This is a genomic window from Frisingicoccus caecimuris (assembly GCF_004340975.1).
In the GTDB taxonomy this organism is placed as follows: domain Bacteria; phylum Bacillota; class Clostridia; order Lachnospirales; family Lachnospiraceae; genus Frisingicoccus; species Frisingicoccus caecimuris.
Window position 1 is genome coordinate 22,993 of record NZ_SLXA01000001.1, and the last position, 20,527, is coordinate 43,519.

Here is a 20,527-nt window from a genome sequence, read left to right on the forward strand (position 1 = left end):
AGGAGAACATTATGAAAAAACTTGCTTTAACCGATGATATTCTTATGAAGGTGGAAAAGCCTGCAAGATATCTTGGTAATGAATATAATGCGGTATATAAAGACCCTTCATCGGTAGATATCCGTTTTGCTATGTGCTTTCCGGATGTTTATGAAATCGGTATGTCCTATTTGGGGATACAGATTATTTACGACATGCTGAATCAGCGGGAAGATGTTTATTGTGAGCGTCTCTATTCACCATGGATGGATTTGGATGCCATCATGAGGGAACGTCACATTCCATTATTTGCCTTGGAATCTCAGGACCCGATCAAGGATTTTGATTTTCTTGCAATGACTCTCCAGTATGAAATGTGTTACACCAATGTGCTTCAGATTTTGGATCTCAGTCAGATTCCATTAAAGTCAGCAGACCGTACAACAGACCATCCCTTTGTTATCGGTGGCGGTCCCTGTGCTTATAATCCGGAGCCGTTGGCCGAATTTTTCGATATTTTTTATATTGGTGAAGGCGAGACGGTGTACAATGAATTGATGGATTGTTATAAGATATGGAAAGAAAAAGGTGGAAGCCGAAAAGAATTTTTGATAGAAGCATCGAAAATTTCAGGACTTTACGTTCCATCCTTATATGAAGTGACCTACCATGAGGATGGAAGAATCAAATCCTTTGGACCTGTGGAACCTGAGATTCCGAGAAAAATCAAGAAACAGGTCGTTTCGGATTTAAGCCATACCTATTATCCTTCAAATCCGGTCGTACCGTTTATCAAAGTCACTCAGGACAGAGTGGTTCTTGAGATCCAGCGCGGTTGTATCCGTGGGTGCCGTTTTTGCCAGGCGGGCAACGTGTATCGCCCCAACAGGGAAAGAGATTTGGATTTTCTGAAAAAATATGCTCATGATATGCTCATATCCACCGGTCATGAGGAAATTTCACTGAGTTCCTTAAGCTCCAGCGATTATTCTCGCCTGGAAGAGCTGACAACTTATCTGATTCAGGAATTTGGAGTAAAAGAGCGAGTGAATATTTCACTTCCGTCTTTGCGGATTGACGCTTTTTCATTGGATGTGATGCGTCAGGTACAGGATGTGAAAAAAAGCAGTCTGACATTTGCCCCGGAGGCCGGCTCTCAGCGAATGCGGGATGTGATCAATAAAGGACTGACTGAAGATGATATATTCTCCGGTGCTATGGAAGCCTTTAACGGTGGATGGAACCGTGTAAAACTTTATTTCATGCTCGGCCTTCCGGGAGAAACCTATGAAGATATCGAGGGTATTGCAAAATTGTCAAATGATATTGCTGCCCTCTATTATACCATTCCGAAGGACAAACGTCCGGGAGCCAGAGTGGATGTCGTATCCAGCACGTCTTTTTTTGTGCCGAAGCCATTTACGCCGTTTCAGTGGGTGCCTCAGAATACAACGGAACAGTTTAAAGATAAACAGCATTTTTTAAGTCGTAAGATGAAAGAACAGCTTAACCGGAAGAGTATGCGGTATAACTGGCATGATTTTGACCTGACGGCTTTGGAAGGTTTTTTGGCCAGGGGTGACCGCAGGGTTGGCGAAGTTATTTACAGAGCTTATAAAAAAGGCTGTATGTTTGATTCCTGGTCCGAATATTTTTACTATGATCGATGGCTTGAAGCGATGGATGAAGCTGGTATAGACCCGGCCTTTTACACGGGACGTGCCCGTGAATATGATGAGATACTTCCTTGGGACTTCATTGATGCCGGCGTGACGAAAGAATTTTTATGGCGGGAATATATGCAGTCTAGGAAAGAGATGGTGACACCGAATTGCCGCATGCAGTGTTCGGGCTGCGGCTGTCGGGTTTATGAAGGAGGTGTCTGTTTTGAAGGTACGAATTAAATTTGCCAAAGAAGGGATTATGCGTTTTATTGGTCATCTGGATATGATGCGTTATTTTCAGAAAGCTTTCCGTCGTTCCGGGATCGATATTCAATACTCTCAGGGATTCAGCCCGCATCAGCTCATTTCCTTTGCGGCTCCACTGGGTGTGGGACTGACAAGTACCGGTGAATATATGGACATTGTCATGGGTGAATGTCCTTCATCAGAAGAGCTCGTTCAGCGTATTAACGAACAGATGGTTGAAGGCGTACGTATTTTAAGTGCGGTGGCCCTGCCGGATGACAGTAAAAATGCTATGTCTATTGTGGCGACCGCAGATTATCGGATAAGTTTCCGTGAAGGTATGTCGCCGGATTTTGAACTCCCATCGGCTATCCATGAATTTATGGCCCAGGATAAGATTATGGTCACAAAAAAGACAAAAAAGAGTGAAAAAACAATGGATATTAAACCAATGATTCATGTTTTTCGCGGGGAGGGTGATGGATGCTTTATGAATGTTGCAACAGGAAGCACACAAAATCTGAAACCGGAGCAGGTTATGGCAACTCTCTACCAGTTTTCGGGTAGAGAGTTTGATCCATTTACAATCTACATCCATCGAGAAGAAACCTATGGTGCCGATTTTAAACCTCTGGAAGCCTATGGCAACAGAATACTGTAATGCAATGATGTCGAAAGAAGTTATTATTACAAACTATAAAAATCAATATATGATCGCATCCTTGTTTGATGGCAAAGCAGCAGAGATTTTCTTTAAAGCTCCCGATGCTCTGAAAATTGGCGATATTTTCATTGGCAAGGTGAAAAATATCGTCGAAAATATTCAGGCCGCCTTTGTGGAAATACAGCCGGGAATCATCGGATATTATTCTTTAAAGACAAACACCCATCATCTGTTGACCCGACCGTCTAATAGAAAGTTAAGCGTCGGAGATGAGATACTTGTCCAGGTAGAGCGGGGGAGTATCAAAAGCAAGGCTCCGGTATTGACAAGTAAAATCCAGCTTTCAGGGAAGAATATGGTATTCCTTGGAAATCAGCAATTCATCGGAATTTCAAAAAAAATCATCTCCACGGAACGCCGTGAGGCATTAAAGGCATTGGGAAAGACTTTGACCGAAACGGAGGTTAGCGGACTGATTTTTCGTACAGACAGTTCCGAATGTACAGATCAGATACTTCAGGATGAATATCGGCAGCTTGAAGTTGACTATAAAAATATTATGTCAATATATCCGAATCGGACCTGTTATTCAAAAATTTACACAAAACCGGAAGATTGGCTGCAGTATGTGCATATGGTTCCTGATCCAGGGCTTCGCATTTTAACCGATGTACCTGAAATATATCATCTGCTCCAAAGTAAGTATCGTCATATGATAGAGCCGCCGCTTGTGGAATTATATGATGACCCGGAGTATCCGCTGATAAAATTAAAAAGTATGGAAACCCAGATCAGCCGGGCCCTGGCAAAAAATGTCTGGTTAAAATCAGGTGCTTCACTGGTCATAGAATCAACGGAGGCGCTGACTTCCATTGATGTGAACACAAGTAAAACTGAAATTCACAAAAAGGACGAGGAAACTTTTTTTCAGATTAATATGGAAGCGGCAGCTGAAATATGTCGACAACTCAGGCTGCGCAATCTATCCGGAATTATTATCGTAGATTTCATTAATCTTTCATCAAAGGAAAATGAGCTGCGTTTAATGTCAGAATTAAAAAAACTGGCACGAAAGGATCCTGTGCCTTTGAATGTGGTGGATATGACAGCACTCGGACTGGTGGAAATAACCCGAAAACGGACATATCGCCCTCTACATGAACAGGTAAAGGAGGTGCAGATTGGTGAGTAAAGCACAATATTTGCATATTATCCGGTGGGCCGAAGAAAAACCATTCAGAAAAAAACTTCTCTGTCGGCTTAATCAGTTTCTTCCTTTTCTTTTAGCGGGAAGTTATCTGATCTGTCTGGTTCTCTGCTTTCTTGTTTATCCGGTCTTTCTTGTACGTTTAATCCTTCGTCCAGCTTTTTGTTTTTTGTTTGTAACTGTTCTGAGGTATATTCTTAAATTTCGAAGGCCTTATGATGTCTATGGTTTTGTTCCAATCTGCGGTTATCATCCAGGGAAAAATCGAAGTTTTCCCAGTCGACATGCGGCCAGCGCAGCAATTATTGCTTTGGAGATTTTCCATTTGTGGAGCAGTCTGGGGATTATTTTGATTATTTTTGCCTTACTTATCGGAGCCCTTCGGATTTTGTGCGGAAATCATTTCGTGAAAGACGTTCTTGCGGCATACGCGATTGCTTTTTTATTAAATATTCTGTGAATTAGAGATTAATCCTTGATAATTCTAAAAAATACCAGTATTAGATTGACGTTTTCAGAATATTGTGCTATAATAAGACTAAATTATAGAATGTCTTTAATAAAGGGGGGCTGGTCATGGGTAACAATTATATTATCACTATAGGTCGTGAATATGGAAGTGGCGGCTGTGAGATTGGTAAGAAACTTGCTGAAAAACTTGGTATCGGATTTTATGATAAAAATCTGATTGATGCAGCGGCTGAAAAGAGTGGTATACATATCGATATGCTCCATAAAGCCGATGAAAAACCTGCAAATCCATTGACGAATCCATTTTTACATCCGGGGTATGAAGCAGGCACCATTAATGATCGTTTATTTTGGACCCAGTCGGAAGTGATTCGTGAACTGGCTGAGAAAGAATCCTGTGTGATTATCGGGCGGTGTGCGGATTTCGTTTTAAGGGAGCATGAAAATGTACTGAAAATTTTCATTCAGGCGCCTTTAGCCGACCGGATTGCCCGTATTTCTGAAAAGTACCTGATTGAGATACCATCCGAAGCAAAAAAAGAAGTGCTTCGTAATGATAAACTTCGTCGGAGCTATTATCAGTTTTATACAGACAGCAAGTGGGGCGGCAGAGATCATAAAGATCTTGTTATCAACAGTAGTGTTCTCGGTATTGACGGTACCGTAGATTTTATCAAAGATTTTGTCGATCGCAAATTTAATACATAATTTCTCCATAAGTACATGTGTAAAGGCTGCCCTTGCTGGCAGCCTTTTTATCACTTTATAATATGCCCCATATTTTTGGTCACACTTTCTGACTGGTTCATTTTTGAACATGACTGGTTCAATAGGTCGGACAACTGGTGCAATTGTATTTAAATTGTACAGAAAAAACATAATAAATACATCAATTCACATTGACTTTCAAGACTAAAAAAGCTACTATATGGATGTAAGGACGAGATATGTTGCAACGAAAAAAAAGGGGGCTTTTATATGAGTGGCAATTATATCATTACTATCGGACGAGAATATGGCAGCGGTGGTCTTGAAATCGGTCAGAAACTTGCTGAAAAATTAGGCATCAAATGTTATGACAAAGAATTGATCAATCTGGTTGCTGAAAAAAAGGGGTTTAAAAAAGAAACCCTGGAAAAGGTGGATGAGAAAAAAGGAAGTTCTCTTCTTGAACCGTCCGGAAGTTTTTTCCCAAGCAGACCTTCAAAAAACCTTCCTGCTTTTGGCGCTTTTGGCAAAACGATAAATGACAAAGTTTTTCTTGCCGAATCGACGGTTATTCACAGTCTTGCCGAACAGGAGTCTTGTGTGATTATCGGCCGCTGTGCAAATATGATACTGAAAGACAGAGAAAATGTCCTGACGGTATTTGTTCAGGCGCCGAAAAAAGCACGAATCAAACGATTAGCGGAACGTCTTCAGTTGTCAGAAGAGATGGCTGAAAAAGAGGCGCACCGTATTGATAAGATTCGTGCATCCTACTATCAGTTCTATACCGACACCAAATGGGGTGACAGGAACAATTATGATCTGGTCATTAACAGCGGCGCCTTCGGAATAGACAATGTTGTAAATATTATTAAAGATATTGCAGAAAACAAATTCAGTTAATTTCTCAGGGGATATGGATATTCCAGGAGAAATTACATCCCCTCTTAACCAGGGCTGCCATGAAGGCAGCCCCGTTTAAATTCACAGGACAACAGATGGGGGTACATCCTTGATTTTTGTTGAATTTTATACAATTTGTTGGATTAAAGCCATTGACAACATATGTCCCTCATGGTAAACTAATCTAGTGTGCCGCTCAGTGGGGTTTTAAGTTCTCTAAGAGACACCGAAGCTGGCGAGTTTTATTATTAGGAGGTGCCATATGTACGCGATTATAGCAACAGGTGGTAAACAGTACAAAGTATCTGAAGGCGACGTTATCCGTGTTGAAAAACTTGGTATCGAAGCTGGTGAATCCGTTGTATTTGATCAGGTTCTTGTTGTCAGCGGTGATGATGTGAAGGTTGGTAACCCAACAGTAGCTAATGCAACTGTTTCCGGAACTGTTATGTGTGAAGGAAAAGCAAAAAAAGTCATCGTTTACAGATACAAGAGAAAAACCGGATATCACAAAAAGAATGGTCACAGACAGGCGTATACACAGGTTAAGATTGATAAGATCAACGCTTAATCCGGGACGGTGAGTGATGATTTGGGTAACTGTTGTCCGTACAAAGGACAACCAGATCCGGTCTTTCCAGGTTTCCGGGCATGCTGAGTATGCAGAAAGCGGACAGGATATTGTATGCAGTGCAGTTTCCGCATTGACGATCACAACGATCAATGCACTGTCTATGTATACTTCTCAGGTTTTTGAGACAGATGCGGATGAGGAAAGCGGGTGCATTACCGTGAATTTTACCGAACCGCTGAATCATGACGGGGAGCTTCTGGTAAATTCTATGATCCTCGGATTGCGAACCATTGAAAATGAGTATAACGACGAATATATACACGTAGATTTCAGGGAGGTGTAGACGATGTTAAAAATGAACCTTCAGTTTTTCGCTCATAAAAAGGGTGTTGGTTCCACAAAGAACGGCAGAGATTCTGAATCCAAACGTTTAGGAGCGAAAAGAGCAGACGGACAGTTTGTAAAAGCCGGAAACATTCTTTACAGACAGCGTGGTACTAAAATCCATCCAGGCGTAAATGTTGGCCGCGGTGGCGACGATACATTATTTGCTTTAGTTGACGGTGTTGTAAGATTCGAGAGAAAAGGTAGAGATAAAAAACAGGTTTCTATCTATCCGGTAGCAGCAAACGAATAAGAATGAACAGGCGACTTCAGATTTTAATATTTGAAGTCGTTTTTTCTTAAGTGGACAAACGCATCCCTCGCAGAAAGGATGGAAAAAATATGTTTGTAGATAAGGCAAAAATATATGTTCGCTCCGGCAAGGGCGGCGACGGTCATGTCAGCTTTCGCAGAGAGCTTTTTGTTCCGGCTGGCGGACCGAATGGCGGTGATGGCGGCAAGGGCGGCGATGTTATCTTTGTCGTGGACAAAGGGCTGAATACGCTGACGGATTTTCGCCATATCCGTAAATATACAGCCGGTGACGGCGAGCCGGGCGGTAAAAACCGATGTCATGGTTCTGATGGTGAGGATATCATTATCAAAGTACCGGAGGGAACGATTATAAAAGAGGAGGAATCGGGTCTTGTCATTGCCGATATGTCAGGAGAAAATGATCGGCTGGTGCTTTTAAAGGGCGGACGAGGCGGCAAAGGAAACCAGCATTACGCCACACCGACGATGCAGGCTCCAAAATATGCTCAGCCGGGCCAGAAATCTCAGGAATTGAATTTAATTCTGGAGCTGAAGGTGATTGCGGATGTAGGACTTGTAGGCTTCCCGAATGTGGGTAAATCTACATTTTTAGCCCGTGTTACAAATGCAAAGCCAAAGATTGCCAACTATCATTTTACAACCCTGAGTCCAAATCTCGGTGTTGTGGATCTGGACGGAAGCGATGGTTTTGTTATCGCGGATATTCCCGGAATCATTGAAGGTGCTTCGGAGGGCGTTGGATTGGGGTATGAGTTTTTACGTCATATCGAACGGACCCGTGTAATTATCCATATTGTGGATGCAGCCGGAGTGGAAGGCCGTGACCCGATCAATGATATTCATATGATCCAGAAAGAACTGGCGGCGTACAATGAATTGCTGGCAGGGCGACCTCAGGTGATCGCAGCTAACAAGATTGACGCTTTATATGAAGGTGAGAATGACGATGCGATTCAGCTTTTAAAGGAAGAATTTGAACCTCAGGGCATGAAAGTCTTTCCAATATCCGCAGTCAGCGGAAAAGGCGTACGCGAATTACTTTATTACGTAAACAATCTTTTAAAAGAGATTGGAGAAGATAAGATTACTTTCGAACGGGAATATTTTCCGGAGCAGCTTGAAGAAAATCTTCCATTTACCGTATTCAAATCTGAAGAAGAAGAGAATGTATATCATGTAGAAGGCCCTCGGATTGAGCGTATGCTAGGGTATACCAACCTGGAATCCGAAAAAGGGTTTGATTTCTTTCAGAAATTTATGAAAGATAATGGTGTTTTGGACGAATTAGAGGCGCTTGGCATTCAGGATGGCGACACCGTAAAGGTTTATTACCATGAATTTGAATATTATAAATAACAGGAGGAAAGGGTTTTGATAAAAGACAGTAAGCAGAGAGCCTATTTAAAAGGACTTGCAATGAATATAACTCCGATTTTCCAAATTGGCAAATCCAGTCTGACACCGGAATTGACAAAGGCAGTGGATGAGGCACTGGCAGCCAGGGAATTGATAAAAATTTCTGTACTTCAGAATTGCCTGGATGATCCAAGAGCAATTGCTGAATACCTGAGTGAACGGACCCATTCAGATGTGGTTCAGGTCATTGGAAAAAAAATCGTTTTATACAGGGAAGGTAAGGATAAAAAGAAAAAAATCATTCTCCCGGAACGATAGGAGGGCTTTGTCGTGAAAAAGATCGGTATCATGGGCGGTACATTTAATCCCATACATCTGGGGCATTTGATGTTGGCTGAAAATGCCTATGATTTTTGTAAATTGGATGAGGTATGGTTTATTCCTTCCGCAGATCCTCCCCACAAAACGGGCCAGCCTGTACTTGCCTATCATCATCGAAGCCGAATGACGGAGCTGGCTATTGAAGGAATCCCATACTTTGTGAAGTCGGATTTTGAGGCACAGCGTCAAGAACGAAGCTATACAGCAGAAACGCTGCGTTTGCTTCACGAAATTTATCCGGAGGTGGAATTCTATTTTATCATGGGCGCCGATTCTCTGTTTCAGATTGAGACATGGTATGCGCCGGAAAAAGTCATGGCACAGGCACGTCTTCTGGTGGCTGTACGCGACCATCATTCTTTAGAAGAAATGCAGAAACAGATAGATTATCTGACAGAAAAGTATCATGCAAGTATTGAACTGATGTGCATGCCCGGCATTGATCTATCCTCAAATTTTATCCGGCAGAGAACAGCAAACCATGAAACCATTCGTTTCTTTGTGACAGAGCAGGTACGTGACTATATTATCAAAAACGGTTTGTATAAAGGAGACGAGACGCTGGATGAAATATAGTATTGAGGATATACAGAATAAACTGAGAAAAAAGCTGAAAGGCAACCGGTATATTCACACCTTGGGTGTGGAGTATACATCTGTCTGTCTTGCCATGAAATATGAAGCAGACCTGGAAAAAGCAGAATTAGCAGGACTTCTTCATGACTGTGCCAAGGAACTTCCAGCGGAAAAATTGATAAAAATATGCAGTGATCACGGTGAAAAAATTTCGACAATGGAGTTCAAACAGCCATTTTTGCTTCATGGAAAAGCAGGAGCCTGTCTGGCAAGAAATAAGTTCGGTGTTGAAGATGAGGAAGTGCTTGATGCCATTCGATATCATACCACCGGGCGTCCGGCAATGACTCTGCTTGAGAAAATTGTCTTTGTAGCAGATTATATTGAACCCAATCGTAAAAAAGCAGACAATCTTACAGAACTTCGGCATCTGGCTTTCGAGGATCTGGATGAAACCGTTCTGCAGATATTAGAACAAACTCTGGACTATCTGGAAAAAACAGATAAAGAGATTGACTGCCATACGATCATGACACGCGACTATTATAAGAAATTATTAAGGAGTTCATAATGAATAATTCAAAAAAAATGACAACCCTGGCGATCAAAGCGCTGGAAGATAAGAAAGGAAATGATATCCGGGTTATTGATATCCAGGATGTATCCATTATCGCAGATTACTTTATTATTGCCAGCGGAAGCAACCGGAATCAGGTACAGACGATGGCTGATAATGTGGAAGAAGTTCTTGGCCGGGCCGGTTATGAGCCGAGACAGTTGGAAGGCTATGGTACGGCAACATGGATTTTGATGGATTATAATGATATTATTGTCCATATTTTTTCAGAAGAAGATCGTTTGTTCTATGATCTTGAAAGAATCTGGAGAGATGGAAAAAATGTCGATATTGATCAGTTCGGAAATATAGACAGTAAAGCTGAATAAAATCTATCTAAAAAGAAATGTTTCAAGCTTCTGAAAATCAAAAAGAAGGTTCTTCACAAAAGCGTTTCAAGCTTTTAAGAAGAACCTTCTTTTTTGCTACATATCCATGCGGAGCAGTCCAATAACTTTTCCAAGAATTTCAACATGATCACAGATGATCGGGTCCATTGTATCGTTTTCCGGTTGGAGACGATAATGACCATTTTCTTTATAAAAGGTTTTGACTGTTGCCGAATCACCAATCATGGCAACGACCATATCACCGTTTTTAGCAGTGGAGCGTTGTTCGACAATGACTGTATCACCGTTATAGATACCGGCATTGATCATACTGTCGCCCCGAACCTTCAGCATAAAAACTACGGCATTCGGAAGATACTCAACCGGAATCGGAAAATAGTCTTCGATATTTTCCTGAGCCAAAATCGGTTCTCCGGCAGTGATCGTTCCGATAATAGGAACATTCGTCATCTCACGACGCGTCAATGCAAAAGCATCATCAATAACTTCAATCGTTCGCGGTTTCGTAGGGTCTCGCCGGATATAACCCTTTTCTTCAAGAGAAGAAAGATGGGCATGAACAGAAGATGTGGACTTTAAATGAACAGCGATACAGATTTCCCGCACTGAAGGCGGATAACCCTTCTGTAAAATTTCAGACTTTATATAATCAAGAATTTGTTGCTGTTTTTCGGTTAATTGACCGGCCATAGGAAATCCTCCTTTTCTTTTTTTCTTGTTTATTATCATAACATATTTTCTCGAACATTGCAAATAAATAACGAACAAATGTTTGAAAAAATTTAAAAATGCTATTGACAAAAGAACGAATGTTCACTATAATGCAGATATACAAACAAATGTTCAATCCAGTGTTTTGTTGATTGTAACAAAAATATAGATTAACAATCTACAGGGAGGGGTACTTATGAAAAAGTTATTGATGATGGCGATTATACTTGGATTACTGGGTGTGATTCTGATTTTTCATTTGGATGCGGCAGAAGTCGAGGCAAATGATTCTTTGAGAGTAAATGAGCGGAAGTATTTTACAAGTTATGTGGTTGAGAAAGACGATACATTATGGGATATTGCTGAACGTTTTTCCACACCAGAGTATGCGTCGAACCACTGTTATATTAAAGAAGTGATGGAAACGAATCATTTAGAACATTTGGAAATCAAAGAAGGACAGTTATTGGTTCTTCCTTATTATGCAGATGAGCCTGTTTCAGGGTTTTAATTTAAATTATTCGAATATTCTCCGTGTTTCCCGCATATACTTGCAGAAGGAGGCTTGTATATGTCGGAATCGATATGGAAAAAAAATCTCTCTATTTCTGATAGAGATCAATTAGAAGAAACAATAAAGACAGATGTCTGTATTATAGGCGCAGGTATGGCAGGAATACTGACCGGCTATATGCTTCAAAAACAGGGACTAGGGGTGGTCATCCTGGAAGCGGACCGTATCGGAAGCGGCCAGACCCGCGGTACAACAGCGAAGATTACATCGCAGCATGGATTAATTTACAATCGTTTATGCCGGAATTTTGGTGCGGCCGGAGCATGGCAGTATGCCAGTGCGAATGAAGAGGCTATAGATAATTATGAACGAATAATTGATGAGGAGCACATTTCCTGTGACTTTAAACGATGTGCTTCTTATCTTTATACCAAAAAATCAACAGATCTTCTGGAAAAGGAAGCAGAGGCTGCAAGGCTCAGTGGAATTGCTGCCAGTCTGACGAAAGAAATTGAATTGCCGCTAAACATTACGGCCGCACTTCGTTTTCCAAATCAGGCTGTTTTTCATCCTTTAAAATTTTTACAGGCACTTTCCGAAAAATTAGATATTTATGAAAAGTCAAAGGTACTTAAAATTACCGGGCGAAAGGTTGAAACAGAATTCGGAAAGGTCTGGGCAAAACATATTGTCTTTGCCTGCCATTTTCCTTTTATAAATATTCCCGGATATTATTTTATGCGGCTGTATCAGGAACGAAGCTATATACTGGCGTTAAAGAATGCCATGTCTCTTGAAAATTATTATTATGGTATTGACAACGATGGACTTTCTTTCAGAATGGCCGGAGAATATCTCTTGCTCAGTGGCGGAAATCATCGAACCGGTGCAAAACTGACAGATAGTCCCTATAAGCTGCATTCGGAAATGGCTGCAAAGTTGTGGCCGGATAGTTTTACAGCGGCCAATTGGTCGGCTCAGGATTGTATGACGCCGGAGGGCGTTCCCTATATCGGGCGTTTCTCAAAAAAAGCGCCAAATTGGTATGTGGCTACTGGTTTTGGAAAATGGGGAATGACCAGTTCCATGATAAGTGCAAAGATCTTGTCGAATCTTATTATGGGACAAGCCGGGATAGGACAGGATATTTTCTATCCTCAACGAGAATTGTGCGGGGAGGCCATTGTCGGATATCTGAAAAATGGCCTGCACACAATAAAGAATTTCAGCAAGTATCTCATTCCAAAGTCAAAAAAGTCATGCACCCATTTAGGATGCCCACTGACATGGAATCCGGAAGAAGGAACTTACGAATGCCCGTGCCATGGTTCCCGTTTTGATTCGAAAGGACGTCTGATCGGCGGACCTGCCCGGAAAAATCTGCATACAGACGGACTTTAATGCGGATTATTGCTTTTCCCTTAAGGTGACGGCACGGGCGGCCATACGGCGCCGGCTGTCTTCCAGGGAGGCATAGTGTTTCTTTGTTGTATTGACATCTTTATGACCGAGGACATCTGCTACAAGGTAAATATCTCCGGTCTCATTATAAAGATTTGTGCCGTAGGTACTCCGCAGCTTATGCGGTGTGATGTTTTTCATGGTCGTTACAGTTTTTGCGTATTTTTTTACCAGGTTTTCTACAGAGCGAACAGACATACGTTTCTTCTGCATGGAGAGAAAAAGTGCATTTGTATGTCCGGGAAGAGCTTCGATCTGCTTACGTTCCTCCAGGTAGGGGAGAAGTGCCTCCAAGACCTCATCACCAAAATAAACAATAACTTCATTACCGCCTTTCCGGATGATTTTAATTCCATTGTTTTTTAAATCGATATCATCAATATTTAAACCAACACATTCGGATACACGGATTCCTGTACCGAGAAAAAGTGTGAGCAGTGCCAGGTCCCGAACTTTTGTTTTTTCATGATAGGCCAGTTGCTTACCGGTCAGTTGTTCTCCGGATTCCACGTTATCCAAAAGACGGGCCACCTCATCGATATCCAGCCGTATAATCGTCTTATCATGGAGTTTTGGCGCCGATACAAGAGCCGCCGGATTGGTTACGATCAGTTCTTTTTTGAAAAAGTAGTTATAAAAAGTTTTTAATGAAGCCAGTTTTCGGGCAATTCCCCGTTCCGTATTTGTAAATGTTTTTCCGTCTTTTTCATAGAGTTTTAAATATTCCAGATATTCTTCGATATCCAAAGCTTTAATCTGATCCAGCGTAGCCATGGGAATATCCCGCATCTTCATTTTATCGATTTCCGGATTGTATTGCTGTAGAAATTCAAAAAAAATGCGCAAGTCATAGCCATATCCCAGACGCGTCCTGGAGGACGTTCTTGGCTCGATTCCCCGGAAAAAGGAGAGTGTAAAGGAAGGAAGTTCCTGAAGAAGTTCACGGAGCTTTTTTTGATTTTCGATATTATTTTGTTCCTGATAGGTATATTCTTTCATTTGAGATAACCTCCTGACTATATGTTATTTAACTTATCGGCCAGCACTTTATCTACTTTAGGCCAGGAAGAAATGTTTCCATTGATAATAGCATGAAACATCTTATCCATAACACCAGGATGTTCGGTATTTAATTGTTTTAAAAGATCTTTCATGTATTCCCGTTTCGTGTTGCCGTCAGCCGGACATGGATTTTTGCTCACCGGCAGGTTATATTTATTTTTAAATCCGATCACGTCAGCTTCATAGACGAATAAAAGAGGACGGATCACCGTCAGATCCATACGGTCCAGGTAAGTCACCGGTGAATAACAGTAGAAACGGCCTTCGAACATTAAAGACATGAGCATAGTTTCCACCAGGTCATCTCTGTGATGGCCATAAGCGATTTTATTACAGCCGTGGGCTTTGGCAACCTCATTCAAAGAACCCTTGCGCATTTTGGCGCAAAGTGAACATGGATTTTTTTCCTTGCGTTCTTCAAAAATGATTTTTCCTATATCGGTTTTAACAACCGTATACGTAACATTCAGTTCGGCACATAAATCAGCGATGGGGGCCGTCTCAAATCCGTCAAAGCCTAAATCTACCGTAATTGCTTCAATTTCAAAAGGGTTTGGATAAAAGCGTTTTAATCCATGCAGCGCATATAATAATGTCAGGCTGTCTTTACCGCCGGATATACCGATGGCAATTTTGTCGCCGGGCTGAATCATCTGATAGGTGTCCACGGCTTTACGGGTGAAGCTTAAAAGTTGTTGTAATTTCATAATCGCAGACCTTTCTGTAATATAAATGATATAAGGCAAAAGAAAACCACATTTGCCCGTGGTGACTATGATTTTAACATATTCCCGGATTTTTCGCAATATCTTTTCGGAAAAGCTGTGTTTAGCGAATAGATTGATACAAAAAGAAAAAGACTGCTCTTTCAGCGAACAGTCTTTGAATTTCTTAATTTTTCAAGGATATCTTCAAAATAATCCGGTAAAGGTGTTTCAAATTCCATATATTCTCCGGTTGTTGGATGGATGAAACCAAATACTTTGGCATGAAGCATCTGCCCCTGGGTCTTAAAAGGCTGTCTGGACGGACCATAGACCGGGTCGCCGACCAATGGATGTCCAATGGACGTCATGTGTACGCGAATCTGATGTGTACGGCCGGTTTCCAGTTCACATTCCACATAAGTATAATTTCCGAAACGTTCCAGCACTTTGTAATGTGTAACGGCCGGTTTGCCGTTTTTATGGTTAATGGCCATTTTCTTACGGTCGATCGGATGACGCCCAATGGGTGCGTCTATTGTTCCCGAGTCCTCTGTCAGATTATGCCATACGAGGGTGTGATATTTTCGGGTAATGCTGTGTACCTTTAGTTGTTCCGCAATACAGTTATGCGCCTTATCATTCTTACATACAATAAGAACCCCGGTGGTATCCTTGTCAATCCGGTGTACAATACCCGGACGCATAACGCCGTTAATGGACGACAGAGAATCTTTACAGTGATACAATAAGGCGTTGACCAATGTTCCATCCATATGACCGGCGCTCGGATGGACGACCATATCCTTCGGTTTATTGACGAGAAGAACATCTTCGTCTTCATAAAGGATATCCAGAGGAATGTTTTGAGGCTCGATATCCAGGCTGACAGGCTCAGGGAGGGTCACTTCCACCCTATCCCCTTCATTTACCTTATAATTTGCTTTAACGGGCCTTAAATCGACGGTGACACGTTCGTCTTTAATAAGTTTCTGAATGTAGGAACGGGATACTCCATCCATGCGTTCGCTGATAAACTTGTCGATACGGACGGCGTTCATTTCCTTTTCAACGGTCCAGCTATTCATGGGAGCCTCCCTTTTTCGGATTTAAAAAATCAAAGTCACTGTCTTCCTTATATACAAATATAGAAACGAAAATCAATAAAAAGGCGGCAATGACCACGTACATATCCGCTACATTAAAAATCGGAAAATCAATCAATTCAAAATAGATAAAATCCACCACATAACGTCTAAAAAGACGGTCGATAAAATTGCCGATGGCACCGGCGATGACCAGCACTGCAATAAAATGAAGCCACCTGTACTTTTTTGTGTCCGGTATCCGGGAATATATCCATAAAACAACGGCAAGGATAATAACTGTTGTCACGATCAGAACAGGAATCTGTCCTTGCATGATCCCCCATACAGCGCCGCGATTTTCGTGGTAGGTAAAGGAAAGAACTCCTGGAATCAAAGGGATGCTGCCTAGCGGTTTTACATGAAAAAGCACCATATATTTCGTCCACTGGTCCAGAGCGATCAATAGAATAACTCCGATCAACGCTTTTAAATATTTCATAAACAAGCTCCTATTCCTTCGAGAATTTCATCGTCAGACACGCCACGGTCTATGAACGCATTGCCCGGCGATTGAAGAAGAATAAATTTCACTCTGCCGCCGTCCATCTTTTTGTCTGATTTTGTTGCGGAAAGAATATCCTCCGGTTTCAGCCCCTCCACTTGAACAGGAAGGTGGAAGGTCGTCAATACTTCCCGGATATCTTTACAGGTTTCATCGGAAATCAATCCCCTATGCATGGAGATTGCGGCAGCGGCGACCATTCCAAGGGCAACACATTCACCATGAAGCCATTTAAAATCTTTTAATTTTTCAACGGAATGACCGATCGTATGACCAAAATTCAAAAGGGCACGCTCCCCCTGCTCTTTTGGATCGCGTTCCACAACGCCGCCTTTTACAAGACAGCTTTCATAAATCATATGTTCCAGCGTATCATAATCCCGTTCCAGGATTAAATGGGTATGGGCTTTGATCCATTGGTAATAGGCATTGTTTTTAATCAATCCATGTTTAATGACCTCTGCCATACCGGCACAGAGCTGTCGGTCATCCAAAGTTTTTAATGTATTTAAATTCATATAGACTAAAGCAGGCTGATGAAAAGCGCCGACCATATTTTTGTACTGTTGAAAATCGACGCCGGTCTTACCTCCGATACTGCTGTCCACCTGAGATAAAAGTGTTGTCGGAAGCTGGATAAAGTCTATGCCGCGCAGATAGGTTGCTGCTGCATATCCGGCCATGTCACCGGTAACACCGCCGCCAAGGGCAATAATGTAATCCTTTCGGTCAAACTTTTCGATGATCAGTTTTTCATAGATTTCTTCAATTACTGCTAAATTTTTGCTCGCTTCTCCGGCGTCAAAAACAAAATGCGTGACTTTAGAAACAAGTCCACAGCACAGATTGGCAATTTCTTTTAAGTAAAGCGGTGCCACCTGACTATCAGTGACGATACATACTTTCCGTCCACTTACGCCAAGTTCCTGGAGCTTTTCACGAAGGTGGGCATAGGAGTGATCCAGACAGATATCATAGATTTTTTTTTCACCATTTCGAATTTCAATTGTTTTCAATCAGAACACCTCTTTCACAATATAGATGAACGAAGAAAGAGTCTGACAGACATTTTCCGGTCCGTGCAGACTCTCTGTGTATTCGTTTTGACATTATTTTTCAAAAATACTTGCAATGTCTTTGATCATAGTATCATCTTCCATGGATACGGTTTCATCCATATCATCTTCTGCTTCTTTTGCTGCATTGGCAGCCACCTGAGCGGCTGCTTCCTGATATACAGGTTTCGCTGCCGGTGCTTCGCTGACAACAAGGGAATCGACCTTTGTAAGTTCGATATTGAAAGCGTCGCTTGACAGCAATTCCATCTGGGCTGAAGCCAAAGCTTTATACTGAGATTTGTAGGATTCATATTTTTGAACCAGTTCAACTGTCATAGAGCGGATATTTTCCAGTTCCTGTTTTGCATCTGCAACGATAGCTTCTGCTTTCACACGGGCTTCCTGTTCAATAACAGCGGCATTGGTCTTTGCGGAAGCAATTGTTTCCTCGGAAGTTGTCTCAGCAAGCACGAGAGCCTTCTGAAGCGATTTTTCGATATCTTTATAACGGTTCAGACTTTCATTTAAAAGATTTGTCTTATCTTTGAGTTCCATATTTTCCCTATACAATGTTCCATAATCTGCATAAAGATTTGTCAAAAAGCTGTCTACATCTGCTTTCGAATATCCCATACCAGATTTAAAAATTTTTGCCTGTACATCAATTGGTGTTAACATAGACACTCCTCCTATACATATTTGTGTATTTCAACGATACACTTGTTTTTCTTTGATTTATTTTTACTATCTGAAAAAATAAATTTTCCCTTGTGTCGAACGGAAATCATATCGCCGTCTTTTAATGTGGCTCCATTGGATGTGTTCAGACGACTGTTTATATAGACCTGTCCGCTTTCAATCAATCCGCAGGATTGGGACCTGGACAAATGAAAAGCCAAGCTGATGACTGCATCCAGCCGCAGCGAATTGACCGTCCCGCAAATCGTTTCAAATTTCGGACGTGCAACACGCTCCGGAATTTCAATGACCTTTGCCTGAACGTTCGTATGTTTTACTTGTGTCAGTTCCTGAATAATAAAATCCCTGACTCTTTCCAGACATAATACTCTGGCTGTTGATTCCTCAATTAAAAGGTCGCCGATACAGCTTCTTTCCAGACCAAGGCCTAAAATACTTCCCAAAAAATCTCTGTGTCCAAGTTTTTCCGCATACTTTGGATAAGTCGGTCCAATTTCCAACCAGCAGACCGGAGAATCCACGGGTGTTTCTGAAAAGATGGCGATTTTACGTTCAGCAAAATCATAACCACCATAAAGTACCGGAGCAATCGGACCTTTGAAAAACTGAAGAAGCAGGCTCTGGGCATTCATATCCAAAAAATCGGTAAAACATGGCCGATTCTGATAATAGGCCCTTTCGGACAAATCATTAAAGTGTTTTAACAACATCTGTTCTTCTCTTGTCATGGTTTCTACCTCAGCGATATACATAACTGGGCGCCATAGACTACCAGAAGATACAGAATGATCGGCGACAGATCAAGTCCCCGTGTATGAAACACTGAACGGTTGAGCAGTCTGCGTACCGGAGTCAGCAGAGGATTCATAATGTCTGTCATGACTGTCTGCAGCTTTGGAAAAAAGGGCAGCCAGGTTAAAATAATATAGGCCGTCAGGGCAATTTTAATGACCTGGAAAAACCAGTATCCGATGCTTATAATATATATGAACAAATGGTCCATCTCTAGAAACTATCCTTAAAAGATGGAATGCGGATTCCAGAAGAAATTTCTTCCGGTGTGTTCCCTGAAATTTCGATAGATTCCGGTGTAATAATAAAAATATAATTGGAAATCTTTTCAATATGTCCGTTCATAGCATAACAGGAACCGGAAACAAAATCGATAATCCTCTGGGCAAGATTCATATCAACCCCTTCAAGGTTGAGAACCGCTGCCTTTCCGGATAATAAAACATCACTGATCTCACGTGAATCATCAAATATTGTAGGGCGCATGACACATACCTCTCCTCTGGAAACTTTGGATTTCATTGGGACAATCTTACCGCGGGAGGAAGATGCCGATGTTGCTGCAACCGTCTGTGAAGGCTGGAACGAAGTCTCGTGTTTCTGTGCTTTTTTTGCAGAAGATTTTGTCTCGTGTTTCGATTCCGAAGATTCTTTTTTAAACGTCTTTTTCTTTACAACCGGCGCTGGTATATCTTCAAACTCATCTTCGTAGTCATCATCAAAATCATCGTAGTCATCATAATCGTCATAATCTTCATCGTTTAAACGAATCATATTAAGAAATTTGTCAAAACCTTTACCCATGAATAATCTCCTAACTCTATAATCTACTTCGAATATATTCTTGCACCGAAGATACCCGTGCCAACCCTTACCATGGTAGCACCTTCTTCGATGGCAACCTCATAATCACCTGTCATACCCATTGACAGCACACTCATAGTAACATTATCAATGTTTTTTTCGGCAATGTCAACAGCTAATTGTTTCAAATTGCGGAAATATGGCCGGTTCTCTTCCGGGTTATCCGTAAACGGTGCAACCGTCATAAGTCCTTTAATATGGACAGAAGGAAGTTTGGAAATTTCTTCTACCATTTGAATGACTTCTTCGGTGCTAAGCCCAAATTTTGATTCTTCTTCAGCAACATTAACTTCTATCAGAATGTTTGATTCCACTGATTTTTTCTGTGCTTCCTGGCTGATCTGCTGTGCCAGACGTAAAGAATCTACTGAATGGATAAGTGTTGCTTTATCTACGATATATTTTACTTTATTTCTCTGCAAATGTCCAATCATATGCCAGTTTAACGGCTGTTGAATCATTTCCATTTTATCGCACATTTCCTGGACTTTATTTTCACCGAAGTCTTTAATGCCCGTTTCCATAACTTCGTAAATATCACGGACTGGTTTGGTCTTGCTGACTGCGATCAGCGTAACTTCCTCACGGCGTCGGCCTGCCCGTTCACAGGCGGCTTGAATACGCGCCTCGACTTCAGCAACATTTTCTTTGATCATG

At 41.6% G+C, this 20,527-nt stretch carries 27 protein-coding genes; 16 read left to right on the top strand and 11 right to left on the bottom strand.

The window, feature by feature from the left end:
* Positions 1-11: 11 nt before the first annotated feature.
* The 14 genes from EV212_RS00135 (at position 12) to rsfS (ending at position 10,334) form a co-directional block, all read left to right on the top strand.
* Positions 12-1,883, top strand: a complete 1,872-nt coding sequence (locus tag EV212_RS00135; RefSeq protein ID WP_132087048.1) for a TIGR03960 family B12-binding radical SAM protein — start codon at positions 12-14, stop codon at positions 1,881-1,883.
* The gene (locus tag EV212_RS00140; RefSeq protein WP_408609151.1) at positions 1,858-2,550 is read left to right on the top strand and encodes a TIGR03936 family radical SAM-associated protein; all 693 of its coding nucleotides are present in this window, start codon (positions 1,858-1,860) and stop codon (positions 2,548-2,550) included. Before EV212_RS00135 ends, EV212_RS00140 begins: the two co-directional genes overlap by 26 nt.
* Complete coding sequence (locus tag EV212_RS00145) at positions 2,531-3,745, top strand: ribonuclease E/G (protein ID WP_165873244.1); 1,215 nt, start codon at positions 2,531-2,533, stop codon at positions 3,743-3,745. Before EV212_RS00140 ends, EV212_RS00145 begins: the two co-directional genes overlap by 20 nt.
* Positions 3,738-4,220, top strand: a complete 483-nt coding sequence (locus tag EV212_RS00150) for a phosphatase PAP2 family protein (RefSeq protein ID WP_165873245.1) — start codon at positions 3,738-3,740, stop codon at positions 4,218-4,220. The genes EV212_RS00145 and EV212_RS00150 overlap by 8 nt, the downstream gene beginning before the upstream one ends.
* A gap of 116 nt (positions 4,221-4,336) precedes the next feature.
* Entirely contained in the window at positions 4,337-4,939 is a 603-nt protein-coding gene (locus EV212_RS00155; RefSeq protein WP_132087060.1) for a cytidylate kinase-like family protein, read from the top strand.
* A 270-nt stretch (positions 4,940-5,209) separates the two neighbouring features.
* Positions 5,210-5,842 (top strand): cytidylate kinase-like family protein, encoded by a 633-nt coding sequence (locus tag EV212_RS00160; RefSeq protein WP_132087063.1) that lies wholly within the window; start codon positions 5,210-5,212, stop codon positions 5,840-5,842.
* Between the two features lie 262 nt (positions 5,843-6,104).
* A complete protein-coding gene (rplU, locus tag EV212_RS00165) occupies positions 6,105-6,413 on the top strand; it encodes a 50S ribosomal protein L21 (protein WP_132087066.1) in 309 nt (102 codons plus the stop codon).
* 16 nt (positions 6,414-6,429) lie between these two features.
* Positions 6,430-6,759, top strand: coding sequence for a ribosomal-processing cysteine protease Prp (locus tag EV212_RS00170; RefSeq protein WP_132087069.1), 330 nt, complete (start codon positions 6,430-6,432; stop codon positions 6,757-6,759).
* A gap of 3 nt (positions 6,760-6,762) precedes the next feature.
* On the top strand, positions 6,763-7,053 hold the full coding sequence (gene rpmA, locus EV212_RS00175; protein WP_132087072.1) for a 50S ribosomal protein L27: 291 nt from the start codon (positions 6,763-6,765) through the stop codon (positions 7,051-7,053).
* A gap of 89 nt (positions 7,054-7,142) precedes the next feature.
* Positions 7,143-8,432 (top strand): GTPase ObgE, encoded by a 1,290-nt coding sequence (gene obgE, locus EV212_RS00180; RefSeq protein ID WP_132087075.1) that lies wholly within the window; start codon positions 7,143-7,145, stop codon positions 8,430-8,432.
* A gap of 15 nt (positions 8,433-8,447) precedes the next feature.
* The gene (gene yhbY, locus EV212_RS00185) at positions 8,448-8,750 is read left to right on the top strand and encodes a ribosome assembly RNA-binding protein YhbY (protein WP_132087078.1); all 303 of its coding nucleotides are present in this window, start codon (positions 8,448-8,450) and stop codon (positions 8,748-8,750) included.
* 12 nt (positions 8,751-8,762) lie between these two features.
* The gene (nadD, locus tag EV212_RS00190) at positions 8,763-9,389 is read left to right on the top strand and encodes a nicotinate-nucleotide adenylyltransferase (protein ID WP_243115414.1); all 627 of its coding nucleotides are present in this window, start codon (positions 8,763-8,765) and stop codon (positions 9,387-9,389) included.
* Complete coding sequence (gene yqeK / locus EV212_RS00195) at positions 9,379-9,960, top strand: bis(5'-nucleosyl)-tetraphosphatase (symmetrical) YqeK (RefSeq protein WP_132087081.1); 582 nt, start codon at positions 9,379-9,381, stop codon at positions 9,958-9,960. Before nadD ends, yqeK begins: the two co-directional genes overlap by 11 nt.
* On the top strand, positions 9,960-10,334 hold the full coding sequence (rsfS, locus tag EV212_RS00200) for a ribosome silencing factor (protein WP_132087084.1): 375 nt from the start codon (positions 9,960-9,962) through the stop codon (positions 10,332-10,334). The genes yqeK and rsfS overlap by 1 nt, the downstream gene beginning before the upstream one ends.
* A gap of 96 nt (positions 10,335-10,430) precedes the next feature.
* Here rsfS and lexA read toward each other — a convergent pair whose 3' ends face one another.
* Entirely contained in the window at positions 10,431-11,045 is a 615-nt protein-coding gene (gene lexA, locus EV212_RS00205; RefSeq protein ID WP_132087087.1) for a transcriptional repressor LexA, read from the bottom strand.
* A gap of 217 nt (positions 11,046-11,262) precedes the next feature.
* On the opposite strand from lexA, the gene EV212_RS00210 reads away from it, so the two are divergent.
* Positions 11,263-11,577, top strand: coding sequence for a LysM peptidoglycan-binding domain-containing protein (locus EV212_RS00210; RefSeq protein WP_132087090.1), 315 nt, complete (start codon positions 11,263-11,265; stop codon positions 11,575-11,577).
* A 60-nt stretch (positions 11,578-11,637) separates the two neighbouring features.
* Positions 11,638-12,981: an FAD-dependent oxidoreductase gene (locus EV212_RS00215; RefSeq protein WP_132087093.1), complete on the top strand. Its 1,344-nt coding sequence runs from the start codon at positions 11,638-11,640 to the stop codon at positions 12,979-12,981.
* Between the two features lie 6 nt (positions 12,982-12,987).
* Here the strand turns inward: EV212_RS00215 and EV212_RS00220 are convergent, their stop codons facing one another.
* From EV212_RS00220 to EV212_RS00265, 10 genes are all read right to left on the bottom strand, one after another.
* A complete protein-coding gene (locus EV212_RS00220) occupies positions 12,988-14,040 on the bottom strand; it encodes a tyrosine-type recombinase/integrase (RefSeq protein ID WP_132087096.1) in 1,053 nt (350 codons plus the stop codon).
* 17 nt (positions 14,041-14,057) lie between these two features.
* Positions 14,058-14,810: a tRNA lysidine(34) synthetase gene (locus EV212_RS00225; RefSeq protein WP_132087099.1), complete on the bottom strand. Its 753-nt coding sequence runs from the start codon at positions 14,808-14,810 to the stop codon at positions 14,058-14,060.
* Between the two features lie 161 nt (positions 14,811-14,971).
* Complete coding sequence (locus EV212_RS00230) at positions 14,972-15,895, bottom strand: RluA family pseudouridine synthase (protein ID WP_132087102.1); 924 nt, start codon at positions 15,893-15,895, stop codon at positions 14,972-14,974.
* Complete coding sequence (gene lspA / locus EV212_RS00235) at positions 15,888-16,394, bottom strand: signal peptidase II (RefSeq protein ID WP_132087105.1); 507 nt, start codon at positions 16,392-16,394, stop codon at positions 15,888-15,890. The genes EV212_RS00230 and lspA overlap by 8 nt, the downstream gene beginning before the upstream one ends.
* Positions 16,391-17,473 (bottom strand): 3-dehydroquinate synthase, encoded by a 1,083-nt coding sequence (aroB, locus tag EV212_RS00240; RefSeq protein ID WP_132087108.1) that lies wholly within the window; start codon positions 17,471-17,473, stop codon positions 16,391-16,393. Before aroB ends, lspA begins: the two co-directional genes overlap by 4 nt.
* Positions 17,474-17,566: 93 nt before the next feature.
* On the bottom strand, positions 17,567-18,193 hold the full coding sequence (locus EV212_RS00245) for a DivIVA domain-containing protein (RefSeq protein WP_132087111.1): 627 nt from the start codon (positions 18,191-18,193) through the stop codon (positions 17,567-17,569).
* Positions 18,194-18,204: 11 nt separating this feature from the next.
* Positions 18,205-18,942 (bottom strand): YlmH/Sll1252 family protein, encoded by a 738-nt coding sequence (locus tag EV212_RS00250; protein WP_165873246.1) that lies wholly within the window; start codon positions 18,940-18,942, stop codon positions 18,205-18,207.
* Positions 18,943-18,947: 5 nt separating this feature from the next.
* Positions 18,948-19,217 carry a YggT family protein gene (locus tag EV212_RS00255; protein WP_132087117.1) on the bottom strand — a complete coding sequence of 90 codons (270 nt, stop codon included), beginning with the start codon at positions 19,215-19,217 and terminating at the stop codon, positions 18,948-18,950.
* Positions 19,218-19,219: 2 nt separating this feature from the next.
* Positions 19,220-19,810 carry a cell division protein SepF gene (locus EV212_RS00260; RefSeq protein WP_132087120.1) on the bottom strand — a complete coding sequence of 197 codons (591 nt, stop codon included), beginning with the start codon at positions 19,808-19,810 and terminating at the stop codon, positions 19,220-19,222.
* Positions 19,811-19,833: 23 nt separating this feature from the next.
* Positions 19,834-20,526, bottom strand: coding sequence for a YggS family pyridoxal phosphate-dependent enzyme (locus EV212_RS00265; protein WP_132087123.1), 693 nt, complete (start codon positions 20,524-20,526; stop codon positions 19,834-19,836).
* Between the last annotated feature and the right edge of the window lies 1 nt (position 20,527).

Bases quoted from the DNA above. Each gene is read 5' to 3' on its own strand.
- EV212_RS00245 (WP_132087111.1), bottom strand. From the start codon at position 18,193: ATGTTAACACCAATTGATGTACAGGCAAAAATTTTTAAATCTGGTATG.
- EV212_RS00135 (WP_132087048.1), top strand. From the start codon at position 12: ATGAAAAAACTTGCTTTAACCGATGATATTCTTATGAAGGTGGAAAAG.
- EV212_RS00225 (WP_132087099.1), bottom strand. From the start codon at position 14,810: ATGAAATTACAACAACTTTTAAGCTTCACCCGTAAAGCCGTGGACACC.
- yqeK (WP_132087081.1), top strand. From the start codon at position 9,379: ATGAAATATAGTATTGAGGATATACAGAATAAACTGAGAAAAAAGCTG.
- EV212_RS00210 (WP_132087090.1), top strand. From the start codon at position 11,263: ATGAAAAAGTTATTGATGATGGCGATTATACTTGGATTACTGGGTGTG.
- EV212_RS00230 (WP_132087102.1), bottom strand. From the start codon at position 15,895: ATGAATAGCTGGACCGTTGAAAAGGAAATGAACGCCGTCCGTATCGAC.
- lspA (WP_132087105.1), bottom strand. From the start codon at position 16,394: ATGAAATATTTAAAAGCGTTGATCGGAGTTATTCTATTGATCGCTCTG.
- EV212_RS00145 (WP_165873244.1), top strand. From the start codon at position 2,531: ATGGCAACAGAATACTGTAATGCAATGATGTCGAAAGAAGTTATTATT.
- EV212_RS00160 (WP_132087063.1), top strand. From the start codon at position 5,210: ATGAGTGGCAATTATATCATTACTATCGGACGAGAATATGGCAGCGGT.
- lexA (WP_132087087.1), bottom strand. From the start codon at position 11,045: ATGGCCGGTCAATTAACCGAAAAACAGCAACAAATTCTTGATTATATA.
- EV212_RS00250 (WP_165873246.1), bottom strand. From the start codon at position 18,942: ATGACAAGAGAAGAACAGATGTTGTTAAAACACTTTAATGATTTGTCC.
- EV212_RS00265 (WP_132087123.1), bottom strand. From the start codon at position 20,526: ATGATCAAAGAAAATGTTGCTGAAGTCGAGGCGCGTATTCAAGCCGCC.
- EV212_RS00155 (WP_132087060.1), top strand. From the start codon at position 4,337: ATGGGTAACAATTATATTATCACTATAGGTCGTGAATATGGAAGTGGC.
- rsfS (WP_132087084.1), top strand. From the start codon at position 9,960: ATGAATAATTCAAAAAAAATGACAACCCTGGCGATCAAAGCGCTGGAA.
- EV212_RS00170 (WP_132087069.1), top strand. From the start codon at position 6,430: ATGATTTGGGTAACTGTTGTCCGTACAAAGGACAACCAGATCCGGTCT.
- EV212_RS00255 (WP_132087117.1), bottom strand. From the start codon at position 19,217: ATGGACCATTTGTTCATATATATTATAAGCATCGGATACTGGTTTTTC.
- rplU (WP_132087066.1), top strand. From the start codon at position 6,105: ATGTACGCGATTATAGCAACAGGTGGTAAACAGTACAAAGTATCTGAA.
- EV212_RS00220 (WP_132087096.1), bottom strand. From the start codon at position 14,040: ATGAAAGAATATACCTATCAGGAACAAAATAATATCGAAAATCAAAAA.
- EV212_RS00260 (WP_132087120.1), bottom strand. From the start codon at position 19,810: ATGGGTAAAGGTTTTGACAAATTTCTTAATATGATTCGTTTAAACGAT.
- EV212_RS00215 (WP_132087093.1), top strand. From the start codon at position 11,638: ATGTCGGAATCGATATGGAAAAAAAATCTCTCTATTTCTGATAGAGAT.
- rpmA (WP_132087072.1), top strand. From the start codon at position 6,763: ATGTTAAAAATGAACCTTCAGTTTTTCGCTCATAAAAAGGGTGTTGGT.
- obgE (WP_132087075.1), top strand. From the start codon at position 7,143: ATGTTTGTAGATAAGGCAAAAATATATGTTCGCTCCGGCAAGGGCGGC.